The following is a 19075-nucleotide window of genomic DNA, read 5'->3' as shown; positions in this document are numbered from 1 at the left end:
CGCGAAATCCGTTTTTTACCGGATTTCGCGGGCGTTTTGCCTGCACGGGCTTGCCCCGAAGGAAAATGTTCGGCACAACCTGTTCTATCGTTTTTGCAGCACCTTGTCCAAAGCGGCCCGCAGTACGTTCATATCGATCGGTTTTGCCACATGGGCGTCCATACCGGCGTCCAGGGCCGACTGGATGTCCTCGGCAAAAGCGTTGGCGGTCATGGCGATGATCGGAATGGCCGCTGCATCGTTCCGATCCAGTTTCCGAATCGCACGGGCGGCTTCATAGCCGTTCATTTTGGGCATCTGAATGTCCATCAGGATAGCGTCATAGCTATTGGGGGACATCGTTTGGACTGCGTGCACTGCCTGCGTGCCATCTGTCCGGACAACGGCCTGAGCGCCTTCCAGACTGAGGAGTTCGCACAGGATTTCTGCGTTGATGGCATTGTCCTCCACGACCAGAAAGGTGCGGCCGGCAAGCAGATTGCGCTTAACGGTGCTGGAAGGCTCCGTACCGGACATGTCTGCCTGAACAGTCCCCCGCGGCGCATCTTCACATTCCAGCTCCACCCGGAAGGTGGAACCTCGGCCAACCTGGCTTTCCACAGAAATGGTTCCCCCCATCAATTCCACCAGGCCCTTGGTGATGCTCAACCCCAGCCCCGTCCCCTCAACCTGGGCTGCGGCGCGTCCGCGGGCGAAGGGGGAGAAGACGTGCTCCAGGAACTCCGGAACCATTCCAATCCCCGTGTCACGAATGGTGAACCGGTAGCGAATCCATCCGTTTCTGACGGGCGGGATCTCCTCTGCCAGAAAGTCCACCCGGCCGCCTTCCGGCGTAAACTTGACCGCGTTGCTCAGCAGGTTGATCAGGATCTGGTTGATGCGCAGGGCGTCCCCGAGAAAACTTCTGTGGGACACCTGCGCGGTTCGGGCGGTAAAGTGCAGCCCGGTTTCCTGGGCCTGCGGTTCAATGATCGCGGTAAGCTGCTCGATCAGATCCGGCAGGTCAACCGGCATATGATTCAGAGGAACTTTGGACTGCTCAATTTTGCTCATATCCAGGATGTCGTTGACCAGGCTCAGCAAATGCCTGCTGGAAACGGAGATCTTTCGCAGGCAATCCTCCACCCGTTCGCGGTTGTCCAAATGGGCGCGCGCCAGTGTCGTCATGCCCATGATGGCGTTCATCGGCGTGCGGATATCGTGGCTCATAGCGGAGAGAAAATCGCTTTTGGCCCGGTTGGCTTCCTCCGCCAGTGCGAGCGCGTTTTCCAGATCCTGCTTGGACTTCCGCTCTGCAGCAAGCATTTCCGTCACATCCGCGCGTACCATACAAACCATGCTGTGGTTATCATCACCCCACAGCATATTGATCTGCTTGTATCGCAGCCCTTTTGCCGACCGGTAAGGGAAAACAAAATCATACCCATTTGGCTGTTCTGAAAGCCGCTGCAAAATGGTCTCTGTGCGGAACTGGTTGATGATTTCTTCCCGGTCTTTTTCTGTACCGTATTTTTCGGTAAAGGTCTCCAGTTTGTCCTCATAGCACTCCATTACGTAGGGGGAGAGATTTTCCAGCACGGTTTGGCGGGTATACATCGTGAACCGTCCGCTGCTGATGTGAAGAAGTCCCATGCGTTCGAACGTGTAGGCCATCATATTCAAAAGGCTCTGTTCCTCCCGCACGGATTCCGTAATGTCGGAGCAGACCAGGCAGACCCGCCCAAGCCGCAGGTCCACGGCGGATACGGTCATATTCTTGGTCAGAATATCCCCCTTTTCGGTGATCAGGCAATAGGAAATGGTATAGGGATTCTCCTTCTGCAGCCGCTGCCGGATTTCATCCGGGTCCAGAGCGGCTGCATACCGTTTCCGGTCCTTTGGCGCGACCGCATGCTGCACCATGTCAGCAACCCGTTCGGAATGGCATCCGCAGGGAGGCGGAACATATGGGGCATTCCTGCTGCAAGTCAGAACAGTAAAGGAATCCTCCGTCAGGTTCAGATCAATGACGTAATCATAACTGGTGACGGAAAGCTGGTGCAGGATCCGGTCGGATATGGTTTGTTCGGTGATGTCCGTCACCGTCAGGACACCGGTGATGTCTCCGGTGTCCGGCGTTTCCACCAGATTTACCTTAAACTGAACATAGCGTCCGTGGGGTTCCTTGGGCAGCTTGATGAAGCATTTGAGAATCTGTTCTGTTTCATGGCGGAAGAATGCCTCAAGAGCGGGCTTGTTGAGATACAGATTTAAAAAGGCCCGCCGTTCGGCTTCGTCTACCACAAGGCTTGCGATGCCGGTGAAAAACGCCTCGCGATTGGTTCCAAAGGTCTGCAGGAGGTCCGAATTGGTGTAGTCCAGAATTTCCAAAATGCGGTTTTGTGTGATATTACAGTGTCCGAGAACAAGCTCGTTGGGGCCGGCCATGCGGTAATGCTGAAGCAGGAGGTTTTCGTATTGGCGGCGGATTTGCGCCTTTTCCTCCACGGAAGCACTGATGTCGGTATAAACAGAATAGAGCATCAGGCTTCCGTCGTTCATCCTTTTGATGGACAGGTTGCTCTTGAGCCAGAGGTATCCGCCGCCGCCCAGCTGCAGACGGCCGATGAGCTCGCAGCGGTCGCCGCCGGAGGCAATGCAGTGATCCAGTTGCTGCCGGATTTTCGCCGCGTCGTCCGGGTGAATGCCCGCGAGGGCGTCGTGCTTATACAGCCGGGTTGCTTCCTCCAGGCTCATGCGGGTCATGGTGGCAAAACCGTCCGAAATAAATTCGGTGGTCATTGCGCCGTCCGTCCCCATGTGAACGACAGAGACCCCGCCGGGCAATGCATCCACCACGGTTCGGAAATAAATCTCCAGCCGCTCTTTCTCCCTGCGGGTCAAGACCTCCTGGGTGACGTCCCGTACAAATTTTACATAGGCGGGAATCCCATTCCAGTCCATCTCCCGGAAGCGGGTGCTGAAAAACCGGTTGGAATCCCCGAGTTCCATCAGATGCTCCACGCCGTCCGCCGCCCGCTTTTTCAGTGTGCAAAACGCGCAGGGCTTATTTTTTCCCTGCAGGGCCGCGTAGCATTTTTGCCCAACGCAGCTGCTGCCCTTTGAAAAAACGTGTTCAGATTCGTTGACGTACAGCAGTTCATAGGTTTTTTGATCAATGACGTAGATTTCATCGCCGGTGTCATTGGCGATGCTCTGAAACAGCCGGGCTTCCGGCGGCATGCCGGTAAACACGGCGTAAAAGCGGCAGGCGTCGGACAGTGGGTCGATACGCTGCCCGTTTAAGTGAACCCAGATCACGGTTCCGTCCTTGTGGCGCGTGCGGTAGGAAAGGTCCAGTGTTTCTCCGCTCTGAACGGAGGCCTTTACCGCGGCAAAAACCCGTTTCCGGTCCGGCGGATAGACCGTGTTGAGCACGTCTCCGTTGAGGAGGGCTTCATATTCTTCGCGGGTGTGGCCGGAGAGGGCGGCGACGCCATCGGAGAAAAAGCTGGGGACAAAGTGATTGTTTACAATCCGGTAGCTGGCGATGCCGCCCGGAATGGAATTGACAAGGTGATTCAGTTCCTGCTGGGTTTCCTTGAGTGCGGAAATGTTGTGGAAAACGCAATGGAGCAGAGGACAGCCGTCTTCCTCACCGATCTGCTTTGCCTGCGCGCGAACCCAGACAATGTGTCCGTCCCGGTGCTGTTTCCGGAATTCTAAATCCGCCACAGTGTGGTTCCGGATTGCCTCCCAAACGGTGTTAACCACCATCGCGGTGTCGTCCGGATAAATCAGAATGGCAGCGTCGTCCTTAACCAGCTTCCGGTATTCCTGTACGGTATATCCGGAGAGTTCCGGTATGCCGTCGGAGAAATACACTGTTTCAAAGATATCAGAGACCTTATAGATCGCAATGCCGCCGGGGATCGCGTTGATGATATCATACATTTGCTTATTTGCGTCGGTCAATTTCTGTTCCAGCCGCTTTTGCTCACTGACGTCGCTGTAAATGCCGTAAAACCGTTTTTGGCCGTCTTTATGGGTGTGTGTAGACGCACTCAGCTGAATCCAGCGGTATTCCCCACGGGTATCGTTCCAAAGCCGGTAGGTTTCCCGTAAGGGGCCGCCGTGCCGGATCAATTGATCTATTTTTTGGCGCAAAGATTCCAGGTCCTCTGGGTGGACGTTCAAATAGGAGGTTTCCTGTTCCACGCTGCGGATATTCGCTTCGGAGTATCCCATGATCTCATAAAAAGCCTGATTGTGCAGGATCGGAGTGATACGGTCTTCGTCAGCCTGGTAAATGCACAGGCCGCAGGGGAGGCCGCTGAGGATTTCCTGCAGCGTTTCTTCAAACGTTGCGTCCCGTTCGTTTTCTGCTTTTTGACAGGCTGCTTCTTCCAGATAGGTGACAAATGCGTCCCTGCCGGCCCATTGGATGCGCTTTCCGGTGCGCCGGTACGCGCGGTGGCTGCCGGGATGGCGATATTCCTGTACGGCGTCCGGCTCATCGGCACAAACGTAAAGGCAGGGGAAAAAGAGGCCCAGGACTGGATCTGCCCCGTTGATCTCGGGAAACCAGTCCTTTGCCAAACGGTTTGCGTAGAGCAGCTTCCCGTCCGCGGCTGCGTGAACAAAAACAGCGGACGGGAAGCCATCCAATATGTCCGTCATCTGGTCCATGGAAAACAGATCGCCCGCTGTCATACCGGGTCCCCCCTTTTCAGGCTGTGCCGAAAAGCGTCTGCTTTCTGGTACTCCGCCTGAATCACCTGGTACAGAACCGGGTAGTCGCCTCGTGCCGTTCCGGTACGCAGTGGTTCCACAATGGCGCAGACCGCCGCGTAAAGGGGCGCCAGCCCCATGTTGCCGGAAGTTCCCTTCAGGGTGTGCGCCGCCTCAAAAGCGGCGTTCAGGTCGCCGGCGTCCAGTGCTGCACCCAACTTTTGCAGGCTATCGTCCTGGAAAAACATGTCCAGAAACCGCAGGTACATCGGTTGGCTGCCCATAAAGCGCCTCATGGTTGCCTCATAATCGGCGCCATAGGCGGCAAAGGCGTCTTTTAATTCCTGCATCTTCTCAAACCTCCTTTCCGAAGATAAAATCATACAGAGTTTGGAAGAGCCGGTCCGGCTCAATCGGTTTGGCAAGGTGAGCGTTCATGCCCGCGGCCTTGCTCTTTTCTATGTCGTCGTCAAAGGCGTTGGCTGTCATGGCGATGATCGGGATGGTCCCTGCGTCGGCGTTGCTGAGATGCCGGATATTCATCGCGGCGGTCAGGCCGTCCATGAGCGGCATCCGGATATCCATCAGGATCGCGTTGTAATACCCCACGGAGGATTTGCTGAAGACCTCCAATGCCCGCAGGCCGTTGCCCGCGGTTTCCACCTCAAAGCCCTTGCTTTGCAGGAGTGCCATGGCGACTTCGGTATTGATCTGGTTATCTTCCACCAGCAGCACGCGCTTCCCGGTGAAATTGTAATCGATGGCGGCTGTCTGCTGTGCCTGCTCCTCTTTTTCTCCCAATGCTTTTGTAAACGCTGAGACGAGCGATGTTTTGAACATCGGCTTACTCATCAGCAGGTTGACGCCCGCCAGCTTTGCCTCATGCTCAATGGGGATCCAGTCGTAGGCGGTTATGATGATGATCGTGACTTCCGGGCCGACAATGCCGCGGATGCGCCGGGCGGTCTCCAGCCCGTCCATCTCCGGCATTTTCCAGTCGATCAGGATCATATCGTAGAATTCGCCTTTTCCCCAAAGGGCGCTCACCCGGTCGACAGCCTTGCGCCCGCTGTCCACCCATTCCGCCGTGACCCCCATTTCGCGCAGGGTGACGACAGCGCTTTCGCAGACGGCCACATCGTCGTCCACCACCAGCGTCTTCAGATGCGAAAAGTTGTAATGCTGCTTTTTTTGGTTGTGGCGGAGCTTCTCCTCCTCTGTAATGCCCAGTTTGACGTCAACGGTGAATTCTGTGCCGATCCCCTTGATTGACCGCACAGTGATTTTTCCGTCCATCAGGTCCACAATGTTCTTGCAGATGGCCAAGCCCAGACCGGTTCCGCCGTACAGAGAGGTCGTGCCGGTGGACTCCTGGGAAAACGGCTCAAAGAGGTGGGGAAGGAATTCGTCGCTCATACCCACGCCCGTGTCGTTGACAATGAAACGCAGCACGGCGTCGTTTTTTGCTTTGCGGCGTTGGGAGGCGGAGAACGTGACCTTTCCGCTCTCTCCGGTGAATTTGATTGCGTTGCTTAAAATATTGAGCAGCACCTGCTGCAGCCGCATCGCGTCGCCGATGTAGTAATCATCCAGCACCGGATCGACGATGCACTCAAATTCCACACCCTTTGCGGCGGCCTGGCTGTAACAGATGGAATTGATGCCGCTTAGAAACTCCTCCGTTGGAATCTTCTCACTTTTCATGAGCATCTTTCCGCTCTCAATCCGGCTCATATCCAGAATATCGTTGATCAGGGAGAGCAGGAAGCGGGAGGAAATCCCGATTTTGGAGATGCAGTCCGCCACCTGGTCGTCCTCACCGATGTGCTGTGCCGCAATGGTGCTCATGCCGATAATGGCGTTCATCGGCGTGCGGATTTCATGGCTCATGCGGGAGAGAAAATCGGATTTGGCGGCATTTGCCTGCTCCGCGGCCAACAGGGCGGAGGCCAGTTCTTCCTTCTGCCGCTGTTCCTGGCGGACGACGTCGGTGACGTCGGTGCGCGTCATGCAGACGCGTCCCATTTCTTTGTTGATATAGAAAATCTGGAAGCGCTTGACTGCCTTTACACTGCCCTTTTCCTGGACCTCCGCGATAAAGGTGTAAGAGTCCTGCTCTGCCAGCTGCTGCTTCATAAAGGTAAAATCCAGTTTTCCAAGGAAGAACGTCCTGGTTTCCTTGTCCATACAGCGATCTGCAACCAACTGGATTTCCTTTTGGAAATTTCCTTCAGACGGGATCGTCTGTTCCCAGTCACGGTCGCAGGCGACCAGCCGGTAGGACCCGCGCGTCAGATCGATTTCTGTGATAATATCGTAATCCAGCCGGGCGATGTTGTCGAGCAGCCGTTCCAGCAGCCGCTTTTCCGTGACATCCAGCGTATAGAAGAAGACGATGATATCCCCCGTCTCCGGGTCCCGGGTGGTGCGCAGGCTCGTATTTGCCCAAAAAACCCCGCCGGCGTGGCTCCTGCGCAGATAGTCGAGACGATAATCCACCTTGCCAGCTGTATAATCGGCCAATACGCGCTCACGGCTCAGGGTGTTGAGGATTTCATTTCCGTATGCGGCGTCCACGGCGGTCGCTGCCAGGGTCATAATCACCTCGTCATAGGAATCCCCGTTATGCGCGACCGCTACGTCGGTATTTGCCAAATAGCTCTCCACCCGGTTCTGTGTGAGGTTGATGCTTCCCTGAATGCAGCCCTCCGCGGAGGCCATTTCTGCAAAATAGGCCAGTTCTTTTTCATAGAGCTCGCGGATCTGCTGTTGCAGCTGCTTTTCCTCTGTAACATCCACCAGGACGCAGTAAAGATAGGATTCCCCGTCCTTTTCCACCACCCGCTGTGCCTTGAGGGAGACCCATTTTACCGTCCCATCTTTGCAAATCAGGCGGGTTTCACCGTGAATAGCGTCCCCCTTGAGCAGCTGCGCGTGAATGGCAGCTGTAATTTCCGCAACGTCCTCCGGGCTGCTGACCGCGGACATCCGATTGCCCATGGCGGCGAACTCCTCACGCGAATAGCCGATAAAATCAAACAGGCCGTCGTTGGCGGCAATGACGGAAAAACCGGCGTCGTACCGGCAGCGGAAGACTGCGCCGGGAATATGATTGTAAAGCTGCAGGACCTCCTCCTGGGCTTTGCGCTGCGCTGTAATATCCATACAGACCGATATAATCGCCGGCCGTCCGGTTTCGTCGGTTATCTGCCGTCCAACGTCGTGCACCCAGATGTAGGAGCCGTCTTTTTTGCGCATCCGGTATTCCACAACATATTCATCACCGGTTTTCAGCTGGCGGGCAACCGAAGCGTCCACCGGTTCCCGATCGTCCGGATGCATACAGTTGGAGATCAGCCCCCCGATGTCCGCGACAAAATCCGCCTCATCCGCGTACCCCAGGTGCTCCAGCATATGCTGGTTGATGAAATAAAAGGGGAATCCCTCCGCAATATATCCGCCCATCATACCGCCGGGCACCGAGTCATTCAGCAGCTCCTGGCGCTGCCGGACAATGTTTTCCATCACGAGCGTTCCGGGATAATGCTCTGTTTCCCGCTGGCTGGGACCCGGCTCCGCAAAATGAAAGCTCTCGATCAGCCAGACGCCGTCCCGCCGGGCCAGTGTGAAAAAGCCCCGCAGCGGCCAGGCATAGAGGGAATTTCTCAGGGTTGCCTTGACGGATAGGCTGCATATCTCCTCTGTGAGATAGTGCTCATGGATGACAGAAAAATGAAGGGTAAAGGGTTCCGTGATCTCCTGGATATCCTGCCGCAGATAGTCGACCATCTCGGCCTTGCCCTGAGCAGTTTCTTTCCAGCCTGTGCCGACGAAATCCACATCCTCCGACAAATACGGAAGAAGTCCCTCCAGGTCGCGCTGTTCAAACCAGGTCCGGCAGAAGATTTCCAATGTTTCTGCCGGCGTCATACCGTATTTCATGAATTCTGCCCCCCTAACAGCCCACAACCGTCCGGTGCCGCGTCGGGCATCTCCTCTTCAAATGCGCTGGCGTATATGACATGCTGGATCCGTTTTAACAGGCTTGTTTGCAGGTGGGGCTTTGCTGCAAAATCATCGGCGCCGGCCGCAAATGCTTTTCCTTCCAATTGCATTCCCGCCGGACCTGTGGCAACGGTAGGGATACGGCAGAAGGCTTTTTCCCGCTGCAATGCTTCCAGTACCTCAAAGCCGCTCTCTTCCGGCAGGGTCATGCTCAAAACAGCGGCGGCAATCCGCCGATCGTATACCGCGATGGAAGCCAGAGCGGTTCGTCCATCCGCCGCTTCGACGATCTGGAAACGGTCTCCCAGCGCCTTCCGGACCTCATTCCGATAGCCCGCGTCCTCGTCGACGAGCAGCAGAATCTGATTCTGACGCTCCTGTGCGCGGTGCAGCGATTCCTCTCCGCAGTCCAGGGGAGGGGGGCTTTGCTGCAAAAGCACCTCAAAGTCCTTAACCGGCATCGGCTTTCCAATATAGTATCCCTGTGCAAAGTCGCAGCCGATCGCCCGGAGGCGTTCCAGCTGTTCCTGCGTTTCGACGCCCTCGGCAACCACACTCAGAGACATCCAGCGGGCCAGGCTGATGATAAAGCGAAGAATCCCCTGGTTGGCCGGCTTTGCCGTTTCGCTCTGGATGAATTTCATATCCAGCTTTAAAATATCGACCGGCATTTCGTTGAGCATATTCAGGGAAGAATAGCCGGCGCCGAAATCATCCATTTCAATGATAAAGCCCAGTTCCCGCAGATGACCGACCACGTCGACAATCTGCTTTGGCGTTTCAGTATAGGCGCTCTCCGTGATTTCCAGATGGAGGCGTGCGGGCGGAAGTTCGTATTTCTTTATGGTTCGTTGTAAAATATCCTCCAGATCCGCATTGTAGATATCGGCCCGGGATACGTTGACCGAAACCGCGATAGGCGGGTACCCTTTGCGGTCCCAATCCTGAAGGACCTCGCAGGCCCGGTCCCACACATACTGGTCCAGCTTGGTAATAAAGCCGTTCCGTTCAAACAGCGGGATAAACTGGGCGGGGGACTGCATGCCCCACTCCGGATGCTTCCAGCGGACCAGGGCTTCTGCGCCGGCCAGCCGGTTATCTTTGATCCGGAATTTGGGCTGCAGATAGATTTCAAACTGTTTTTCCTGCAGCGCGGCGTCCATATTATTTGTGACCGTCTGCTCCCACAACAGCTTGTTGCGCAGATTATCGTCGTATTTGGCAAAATACTTTCCGTACTGCCCTTTGATTGTGCGGGCTGCCAGAATGGCGCGGTCACACATCTGCTCAACCGGGATATTCCGGTTCTCCACGTGGTAAATTCCCCACTTCATCACCACGTTCTTCGCATGGGGCAGGGCGCTGATCTCCGCGCAGGCCTGTTGGAACATTTCGTCCGTATATTCCCACCGGCGTTCCAACAGGCAGGCGAACTGGTCCGCGTTGAAACGGCAGCAAATCGCCCGGCTGCCCGAATGAGTAAGATACAAGTCCGCAATTCCGCAGAGAATCCGGTCCCCCGCAGGGACGCCGAAGATGTCATTGATCAGCTTGAAATTGACGATGTCTGAACAGATGATGTCAAATTCCTGGTCGGGACGCTGCAGAAGGGTTTCCTTTACGCGCTGGTAGAAGAACGCTTTGCTGTAAAGCCCCGTCAGGCTGTCGTACTGGATCAGGTTGATCATGGCGGCAGTCTCCCGCAGATGGATGATGCTGGCTACCCGGTGCAGGATAATCTGCGGCCGGTACGGCTTGGCCACAAAGTCGGCGGCGCCGTGGGAAAGGGCGGCAACCTCGTCCAATTCACTGTCGCTCTGCGTCGTCACGATCACCGGAATCAGAGAGTAGGAGGGGCTTGCCTTTACAATGGATAAAAAGGTATACCCATCCATGACCGGCATAACAATATCGAGCAGAATCAGGGAGATCCGTTCTCCTTCCTGCTCCAATATTTCGAGCGCCTGCTTTCCGTTTTCCGCTTCCACGACGTCGTAGTCGTTGGCCAGAATCTGGCACAGGAGCATGCGGTTGAGCGTATTGTCTTCTACTACCAGAATTTTCTTCTTTGCGATCATTGTTCCTACCTCTTTTACCCAGCGTGATTTTCAGGCCTGCGGCTTTTTATAAATTGTTTCTATGTAAGCGTACTGCTTTGCTGATTCAGGATCGGTCCTTTATTATAGATTAAAAAGCGGTGTTGCTCATATGCAAATTAAACTATAGCAAAAACCTCTTGGATTGGCAATGACACTGAGGCAAAAGAGCTTCCCAGTGCAAACCGTACGTAATAAAAAATGCCGGTACAAGGCAAAAGGGCAACCGTATGCAGCTGCCCTTTTGTATGTCCACCAATCCAATCGATGTCCACAATCCGTATTAAATTATTTTATCAAATTTAAATCAACCTATAATGAGATTATCACATTCAAAATCGCAATAAAATTTCCTGTCGAAAATTTGTTTATTTTAACAATTGTTGTTTGACGGAGAGGGCTGTCCGGCGTAAAATCGGTATTTTTGTTCGCTGAAACTGGCGCAGCGGAAGAATCCGTCCTGAATGGAGTCCATACCTGCCACAGAAATACAGCCGAAAAGAAACAGGCAGGGTGCAAATATTTTTTATCGTTGCAGTTACCATTTTTTGTGTTACAATGATAAAATAGCTGAGAGTATGACCGATTGTTTATAAGGAGCTTGGTTAATATATGATAACAGCATTCACAAAGTACATGCAGCGCAGCATATCCGTCTTACTGGGCCTGCTTCTGGTTTTGACGCTGTGCGGATCTGCCCATGCGGAGGAAAAGAACCGTGTAGTTCGGGTTGCCTTTCCAGAGGTAAAGGGGCTGAGCCAGACAGCGCCGGACGGCACCCGTCATGGGCTGGTCGTGGACTACCTCAATGAGATTGCCAAATACACCGGCTGGGAATACGAGTATGTGGCTACGACCGGACAGGACATGTTGCAGGAATTGGAGAACGGGGACTACGAGCTGATCGGCGGGGTCTATTACCTGCCTGGAATGGAACAATATTATGCCTATCCAGATTATAATACGGGCTACAGCCGTTCAACGATCCTGGCCCGCTGGGATGACCGCAGTGTCAACAGTTTCAATTTGGAAAGTATGAATGGAAAAACCATCGGCGTATACGATCGGGCGGTGGAAAATGTCAGGCGCCTCAAGGAGTTTTTGGCAATGAACGGCTTGGAGTGTAATCTGCGGTATCTTACATACGAACAGCTTTCAGACGATGGGAATTTTTATCCGTATCTGGAAAGCGGAGAGGTGGATTTGCTGCTGGGCAATATGGTGGAGGGCAAAACGTTCCGCGTGGTGGCTTCCTACGACGCGCAGCCGTATTATATTGTGACGGGCCCGGAGAATCAGGAAATTTTGGATGGCCTGAATATGGCATTGGAGCGGATCGTAGACGCGAATCCCAACTTTGCCGCGGAGCGCTACGCCGTTAATTTTCCAGACAGCCTGGTGGATATCCAGCTTAACGACCGGGACCTGGCGTATGTAAAAGAGAGACAAACGCTCTCAGTTGCCGTTCCAAAGAGCTGGCACCCGTTGTACTGCCAGGAATTGCCGGAAGAACTGCACCCCGGCCTGGTTCCAGAGGTGCTGGAGGAGATCAAAACCTTTACCGGCCTGACGTTCTGCTATGTATATGCCGAAAATTACATAGACGCGGTGCGGTTGGTGCAGCAGGGAAAAGCGGATGTTCTGGGATTTTTTCTGGGAAACGAGACGGACGCAGCCGAACTGGGACTGACGCTTTCCTCGCCGTATGTGAGTATGAACAACATTGTGGTACGCAACAAGATGTCCAGCTATCCGGATGCAGGGCTGGTGGGTGCTGTGCTTGAGGGCCAGCAGCTTCCCAGCGATATTCCCGCGTCGTCGGTGCGCGTGTATCCCAGTATTACCCAGGCGCTTTCAGCGGTAGACCGGGGCGAGGCAGACTTTATCTACGGATTGTCCAGCCGGCTGGAACAGGACATCCAGCGGTATCACTTTTCCAATTTGGTGCCGGTGACGCTGGTCAACGACCAGAGCGACATCTGCCTGGCATTGGCGCGGCCTGTGGATCCGGATTTGCTGACCGTCCTCAATAAGGCCATTAACCGCCTTTCTGCGGAAGAGAAGACCGCTATAATGAACCGCAATATGGTCTCCATCGGCGTGAATCAGTTTTCTTTGATGGAATTTCTTTCGGCAAATCCGATGGTTGCCCTGTCCATTATGGCGATTATCCTGTTGATCCTTATGACGGCTGTGCTGCTGGTAGGCCGGGCGCGGATCCGGGCTGCCGTCATGCAGGGCAATCTGGAAAAAGCAGAGGCGGCGAGCCGCGCCAAGGGCGAGTTTCTCTCCAGAATGAGCCATGAAATCCGCACGCCGCTGAATGGGATCATCGGGATGAGCGTCATCGCCATGCAGCACTTGGATGATCAGAGCAAGGTAGCGGACTGCCTTAAGAAAGTATCTATTTCCTCAAAGCATCTGCTGGCGCTGATCAACGATGTCCTGGATATGTCAAAAATTGAAAGCGGCAAGGTGGAGCTGAAACAGGAACGCTTTGACTTCCGCGCCTTTTTGGAGAATCTGGGAAGCGTATATTATGGACAGGCCCAGGGGAAGGGCATTGCATATGAAACCGTATTGGTGGGTATGGTGGATGAACAGATAACGGGGGATTCCCTGCGTTTAAATCAGATATTGTCCAACCTTCTCTCCAACGCCATCAAATTTACGCCGTCCGGCGGTTCCGTTCGATTGCGGATTTCACAGACTTCTCAGGACGGGAAGACGCTGCGGCTGCGATTCGAAGTGACCGATACCGGCTGCGGAATTGCAGAGGAAAACTACAGTAAGATATTTGAGTCCTTTGAGCAGGAGACCCCGAATGTGACCAGTAAATACGGCGGCACCGGCCTTGGCCTTTCGATTGTCAAGCGTTTTACTGAACTGATGGGCGGCAGCGTGCAGGTGACCAGCGTGTTGGGCTCCGGAAGCACATTTACCGTTGAATTGCCGTTTGAAAGAGTGGAGCAGCGGAAGGATGCCGGCTGTTATCAAAATCTGCGGGTACTCGTGGTGGATGGGGACAGGGACACCCGCGAGCATACCGTTGCGCTGCTGACTCAGATGCAGGCGCGGGCGGAATGGATCGAAAGCGGAGAACAGGCGGTTCTGTGTGCTGAAATGGCGCATAACAGGGGAGCGGATTTCGATGTCTGTTTCCTGAACTGGGAAATGCCGGCTGCGGACAGTCTGGAGATGATACGCCGCCTTCGCGCTGTGGGGGACGGCAAGCGTCCGGCCGTACTGATCACGGCCTACGATGAGATGGAAGTTGAACAGACGGCTGAAAAGGCCGGCGCCGCCGGTGTAGTCATAAAACCCCTGTTTGGGTCTGCGATCGCGGAGGCCTTGGACAGTGTGAAACAGGAGCGGCCTCTCTTTGACGCCAAAGTGTACGACCCCACCGAATACGACTTTCACGGAAAGCACATCCTGCTGGCGGAAGACAACGCGCTCAACCGGGAAATTGCTGTGGAATTGATCGGGATCACCGGCGCGGAGGTGGATGCCGTCGAGGATGGGTGTCAGGCAGTCGAAACATTTGAAGCGTCGCGGCCGGGCCACTACGACCTGATACTGATGGACGTCCAGATGCCGCGGATGGACGGTTATGAAGCCACCCGGCAAATCCGGAAAATGGAACGCGCGGACGCCCGCAGTATCCCGATTTTTGCCATGACGGCCAACGCCTTTGCGGAGGATGAGCAGAAGAGCCGGGAAGCCGGGATGAATGCCCATATCTCGAAGCCGCTGGATATCAAAGTGGTTTACGAAAAAATGCATGCGTTTTTATCCAACCAGATATAGCTGCTGTCGGTAAAAATGTTCTTTATTAAAGATGAGGAGACCATTGGATAAAGGGAGAGAAGAAGATGGATTGTCCTAAGTATGGAAAGGTAAATCCAGAAAACTGCGTGTTTTGCGGATGCTGCCAAAACGCCTTTTCCAAGGAAGAAACCGCCGCTGCCGCACCCGCTGCCGCACCCGCTCCGCTGGAGCCGCAGCCCGCGGCGGCTGGTGTAAAAGCTGCTCCGGAGAGGGTAAAAAAACAACGCGGCGGAAAGAAGTGGGTCATCGGCGCGGTGACAGCGTTTGGTTTTCTGCTTGTTGGGGCGACGGTCGCGGCTCTGTCCTTTTATTACCGCGCTTTGCCGGCCAGCCAGTTCAAGAGGACGCTGGAAGATGGGAACACCGCGGGGGCTGTGGCGGTTTTTCAGAGCTATTCCAACGATCCGGACTTTGCGGACCAGGCGGGCCGCACCACCGGCGAGTATGTCGACGGGCTGATGCAGTCGTACCAGAGCCGTGAAATATCCGGGGAAAGCGCGCTGGCAGGTTTGGAAGCCGTCGGCCTCATTGTCGATACAAAGCAGTATGTGGAACAGATTGAAAGAGTCGAAGCTTCCAGGGCGTCTTTTGAAGACGGCAAAGCGGCGATGGAGTTAAAGGATTATCAAAAAGCGATTGTCTGTTTTTCAAAGGTGCTCAAGGAAGATAAGGCGAGCTACAAGGATGCGAAAATTTACACGGAACGGTGTGCACTCGGATGGTCCAACCAGGTTTATGCAAAGATCAGCCAGAAGATAAACCAAGAGGATTATTTGGGCGCGTATACAGCCGCGGCGGAGATCGATCCCCTGTATGCGTCCGAGGACGTAAAGGCACTGATGGCAGAGGTGCGGGAAAAAGCGGCGGGAGAGGTTTACAGCACGGCGAAGGAGCTGTTTGACAAGCAGCAGTATTCGGCGGTTTGTACATATGTCCAGAAGTTTGATCCGTCCATGCTGACGGAAGAACTTTCTCAGCTTGCGGACAACGCTGCGTCCGCGTTTGCACAGGCCAAAATCGCGGAGGCGGAGGCGATCGCGGCGGAAGGAGATCTGGAGGGCGCGGCACAGCTTCTGGAGACGGCAAACGGCGAAATCCCCAATGATCAATTGATGGAGAAGCTCAGAGAATACGGCAGGCAGCAGGACGCCGGGAAGCTCAGCCAGACGAAAGACGCGCTGTCGGTCTATTACGACGCGGAGGATGAGACGTACCGATTTGCGCCGAAGGGGCTGAGTACGCGGTATATTAACCTTGGGAAGAACCGGAATATGGAACCACGCATCACCGCGGATTCCACAGGCGCCGTCTTTGTGCTGCTGTTCGGCCTTCAGGAGGAGGAAAGCCTCTATATGGAAGAGATTACCGTCGACTGTGACGGCAGGCAGTATCGGCTGTACGTGGACTTTTACGACCGCAACAGCCAGCTGGTATTCGGGGGCGGTGTGCTTGAGTGGTATACAGCCATCCATACCCCGCAATCTTCCAGCCTGTATAAACGGGCGGTCAATCTGCAGCCCATGCTGGAAGATATGCTTTCTGCGAAGGAGGTCCGGGTGCATTTTTCCGGCGACAGGGACCGGGATGTGCTCATTCCAGCGCCGCAGATTCAGGAGCTTCAAACCATGTGGGAAGTCTTCCAGACACTGGAAACCGATCCTTCGCTTATAAAGGAATTAGCCGGGTGATTGGGTCTGACAAGGGCCCGTTGCAGAACTGCCCCTGTATGCATTGAAGCGTAGAGCAAAATGCGGACCTCCGGTCAGAACACGGGCCTCCAGTCGGGACGCGGACCTCCGGTCAGGACGCGCCTACGGCGAGGACCATTTTTATCTCGCGGACAACGCTTAAAACAGGTCTTTCTACGCTTCTAACAGCGGCGAGGATCATTTTCACCTTGCAGGTAATGATTAAAATGTGTTTCTCCACCTTTCTGAAAGGTGGCGGGATCAAAGGGCAGAGCCCTTTGCCGCTCCTCGCAAGGAGCGGAACGTGTAACGTCTTTCACGGACCTCCGGTTGGGACGCGGACCTCCGGTCAGGACACGCCTACGGCGAGGACCATTTTCACCTTGTGGCAATTCTTTACATTTGTCTTTCTACGTTTCTAAAGGCGGCGGAAACCGGTTTTACCTTGTGGACAATTCTTAAAATAGGTTGTTCTATGTTTCTGAAAACGGCGATGGCCGTTTAGATCTTCGAGCGAGGCTTTAGACTCAAGCGAGCGTCCCGACCGGAGGTCGAGCAAGTGGGAACGAATGATATGGTTCTTTATGGGTCTCTTGTGCTTCCGGGCGAACTTCCGGGGACTCTTGCAGCTTTATTCTGCAACGGCCCCCTGTAACGTTTTACTGTGAATGAAATGAATAGCGGGCCGCCGGTTGTTTTACCGGCGGCCCGCTGCGTACACTATATACAGATAAAAAATCTCCCCGGTGCTCATTGCACCGGGGAGATTGCTTTAATTGCTGGGGGTGATGGGTCCGGATTCCTCTGTGGGATTGGGCACATATTCACCCTCCGCATTGGCAATGGGTCCGGTTGTAAGTCCGTACTGCATGGTCGGGCCGGACACAGTTACGGTGCACCGGACGGTTTGCCCATTCGGTGTGGTGGCGGTGATGACCGTTTCACCGGCGGACATGGCCAGCACAAATCCATCCTGATCAACGGAAGCGACGCCCGGGTTGCTGGAGCTCCACTTCAAGTCCGGTACGGCGCCGCCCGCGGTGGAGGAGACGTTCAAAATCAGCGCGGTGGAGGTGTTCATATTGGCGAAAATGCGGTCGATGGAAAGTCCCGCCGCGGTTCCCACGCTGCCCTTCGCGTATTCGTTGACAGCCGCCGCCATGCTTTTGGCGATGTTGTCAATGTTGTTCTTAATCCAGACGACGTCCTGCGCGTTGTCATGGAATGCGGTCTCAATCAGGGCGTGCGGCATGGTGGGGAGGTACATTTCCATCAGCGCGTCGTTATATGCCAATTTGATATTCGATTTATCCGGATAGCAGAAGTTGGACTGCAAAACCTTGGCAAAGCGCAGACTCTCCGCGCTCTTGGTGTAATAGTAAATTCGGGTGCCGCTTGCCTTGCCGTTCGCCGCGTTGGAGTGAATGGCAAGATAGAGGTCGCATCCGCCGTTTTTCGCCTCGTTGGCACGGTTCACCAAAAACTGCTTCTGGTTGGCGGAAGCGCCGGTCTGCGGGCCGGCCAATATGTAGTCGATGCCATAGCCCTGCAGGTAGGGAATCATCGCGTTTGCCACCTGACGCATGTAGTATTCCTCGCTGCCGCTGCCGTCCACATAGGGATTCCAGGGCTGTGCGGCGGGGCTCAGGTAGACCTTAAAACGCCCATTGGGTCCATTGTAGCGCTGCGTGTCGACAGACGCCGCGCTGCCGGCGACGGCAGCCGTCATGCACAGGGTCAGGATCATTGCGACTGCGGAAAGAAGGGTTTTCCATTTTCGGTTCATTTTTTCGCTCCATCCTCTTTTCTTTTGACTTGATTGTGGTTTTATGGCGGTCAATCGTCGGTAACAACGAAATTGATTTCTCAAAAAATTGGAATTACAAATATTATAGGATAAATAAGAACAAAACACAATATAAAATCAGTGATTATGTAAAGTAATTGCATTTCCAGCTTTCATCCGATATAATTGGAATAAAAGTGCAGAAACAAAAGTATCATGATTGAAATGGTGGGAGCAGAATGTTGATTGGAATCATTGGCGCGTTGGCGATTGAAGTGGAAGAAATCATCGGAAAGATGGAAAATGCAGAGAAGGAAACAGTCAGCCGGATCGACTTTTATCTCGGGAAAATCAACGGTGTAAATTGTGTTGTGGCGCGCTGCGGAGTGGGGAAGGTCAATGCGGCGCTGTGCGCGCAGACGATGGTCCTGCGGTATGCGCCAGACATGCTGATCAACAGCGGCGTCGCCGGCGGCATCAAAAAGGGCATCCGGATCGGCGATCTGGTTCTGGCGAGCTGCGCGGTGCAGCACGATGTGGATACAACGCCGTTTGGCGATCCGGCCGGATTGGTTCCCGAAATCGATTTGGTTGAAATGCCCACCTCCCATCAAATGAATTTGGTGCTTGCGGACGCGGCGAAGGCCTGCGAATTTCCGGGGGCCATCCACGAGGGATGTATTGCCTCGGGCGACCAGTTTATTTGCAGCAAGGAAAAGCTGCATTGGATCGCTTCCAACTTTGAAGCGGACGCCTGTGAGATGGAGAGCGGAAGTATCGCGCAGGTCTGTTATATCAACGGCGTTGCATACACGGCGCTGCGCTGTATCTCAGACAATGCGGACGACGGCGCGGACGCGGATTACGAACAATTTTCTGAGTATGCCGCCCATCAGACAACGGAACTGTTGTGCAGGGCCCTGCCGGAATTGGCAAAGCTCGCGTAAAAGCGCGCTTTA

8 protein-coding genes are annotated in these 19075 nt (G+C 54.5%); 3 read left to right on the top strand and 5 right to left on the bottom strand.

Features of this window, described 5'->3' with window-relative positions:
* Positions 1 to 84: 84 nt before the first annotated feature.
* From BN2106_RS13805 to BN2106_RS13790, 4 genes are read right to left on the bottom strand one after another with little or no spacing between them, the layout of a single operon-like run.
* Positions 85 to 4692, bottom strand: coding sequence for a hybrid sensor histidine kinase/response regulator (locus BN2106_RS13805; protein ID WP_242846334.1), 4608 nt, complete (start codon positions 4690 to 4692; stop codon positions 85 to 87).
* Positions 4689 to 5060: an Hpt domain-containing protein gene (locus BN2106_RS13800; protein ID WP_050699142.1), complete on the bottom strand. Its 372-nt coding sequence runs from the start codon at positions 5058 to 5060 to the stop codon at positions 4689 to 4691. The genes BN2106_RS13805 and BN2106_RS13800 overlap by 4 nt, the downstream gene beginning before the upstream one ends.
* Positions 5061 to 5064: 4 nt before the next feature.
* The gene (locus BN2106_RS13795) at positions 5065 to 8652 is read right to left on the bottom strand and encodes a response regulator (protein WP_050699141.1); all 3588 of its coding nucleotides are present in this window, start codon (positions 8650 to 8652) and stop codon (positions 5065 to 5067) included.
* Positions 8649 to 10793, bottom strand: coding sequence for an EAL domain-containing protein (locus BN2106_RS13790; RefSeq protein ID WP_050699140.1), 2145 nt, complete (start codon positions 10791 to 10793; stop codon positions 8649 to 8651). The genes BN2106_RS13795 and BN2106_RS13790 overlap by 4 nt, the downstream gene beginning before the upstream one ends.
* A gap of 630 nt (positions 10794 to 11423) precedes the next feature.
* On the opposite strand from BN2106_RS13790, the gene BN2106_RS13785 reads away from it, so the two are divergent.
* Positions 11424 to 14621 (top strand): response regulator, encoded by a 3198-nt coding sequence (locus BN2106_RS13785; RefSeq protein ID WP_074017528.1) that lies wholly within the window; start codon positions 11424 to 11426, stop codon positions 14619 to 14621.
* Between the two features lie 65 nt (positions 14622 to 14686).
* Complete coding sequence (locus BN2106_RS13780; RefSeq protein ID WP_050699139.1) at positions 14687 to 16330, top strand: hypothetical protein; 1644 nt, start codon at positions 14687 to 14689, stop codon at positions 16328 to 16330.
* Positions 16331 to 17102: 772 nt separating this feature from the next.
* Here the strand turns inward: BN2106_RS13780 and BN2106_RS16835 are convergent.
* Positions 17103 to 18116, bottom strand: coding sequence for an N-acetylmuramoyl-L-alanine amidase (locus BN2106_RS16835; protein ID WP_050699138.1), 1014 nt, complete (start codon positions 18114 to 18116; stop codon positions 17103 to 17105).
* A gap of 239 nt (positions 18117 to 18355) precedes the next feature.
* Between BN2106_RS16835 and BN2106_RS13770 the strand changes: the two genes are divergently transcribed.
* Positions 18356 to 19063: a 5'-methylthioadenosine/adenosylhomocysteine nucleosidase gene (locus BN2106_RS13770; RefSeq protein WP_074017527.1), complete on the top strand. Its 708-nt coding sequence runs from the start codon at positions 18356 to 18358 to the stop codon at positions 19061 to 19063.
* Positions 19064 to 19075 lie beyond the last annotated feature (12 nt).

The organism is Anaeromassilibacillus senegalensis (genome assembly GCF_001261775.1).
Lineage (GTDB): Bacteria > Bacillota > Clostridia > Oscillospirales > Acutalibacteraceae > Anaeromassilibacillus > Anaeromassilibacillus senegalensis.
Note: the sequence above shows the minus strand (reverse complement) of the source record. Positions and strands in the feature narration are given on the sequence as shown.

Excerpts from the sequence above, each read along its gene's own strand:
- BN2106_RS13805 (WP_242846334.1), bottom strand. The coding sequence starts at position 4,692 with ATGACAGCGGGCGATCTGTTTTCCATGGACCAGATGACGGACATATTG.
- BN2106_RS13800 (WP_050699142.1), bottom strand. The coding sequence starts at position 5,060 with ATGCAGGAATTAAAAGACGCCTTTGCCGCCTATGGCGCCGATTATGAG.
- BN2106_RS13795 (WP_050699141.1), bottom strand. The coding sequence starts at position 8,652 with ATGAAATACGGTATGACGCCGGCAGAAACATTGGAAATCTTCTGCCGG.
- BN2106_RS13790 (WP_050699140.1), bottom strand. The coding sequence starts at position 10,793 with ATGATCGCAAAGAAGAAAATTCTGGTAGTAGAAGACAATACGCTCAAC.
- BN2106_RS13785 (WP_074017528.1), top strand. The coding sequence starts at position 11,424 with ATGATAACAGCATTCACAAAGTACATGCAGCGCAGCATATCCGTCTTA.
- BN2106_RS13780 (WP_050699139.1), top strand. The coding sequence starts at position 14,687 with ATGGATTGTCCTAAGTATGGAAAGGTAAATCCAGAAAACTGCGTGTTT.
- BN2106_RS16835 (WP_050699138.1), bottom strand. The coding sequence starts at position 18,116 with ATGAACCGAAAATGGAAAACCCTTCTTTCCGCAGTCGCAATGATCCTG.
- BN2106_RS13770 (WP_074017527.1), top strand. The coding sequence starts at position 18,356 with ATGTTGATTGGAATCATTGGCGCGTTGGCGATTGAAGTGGAAGAAATC.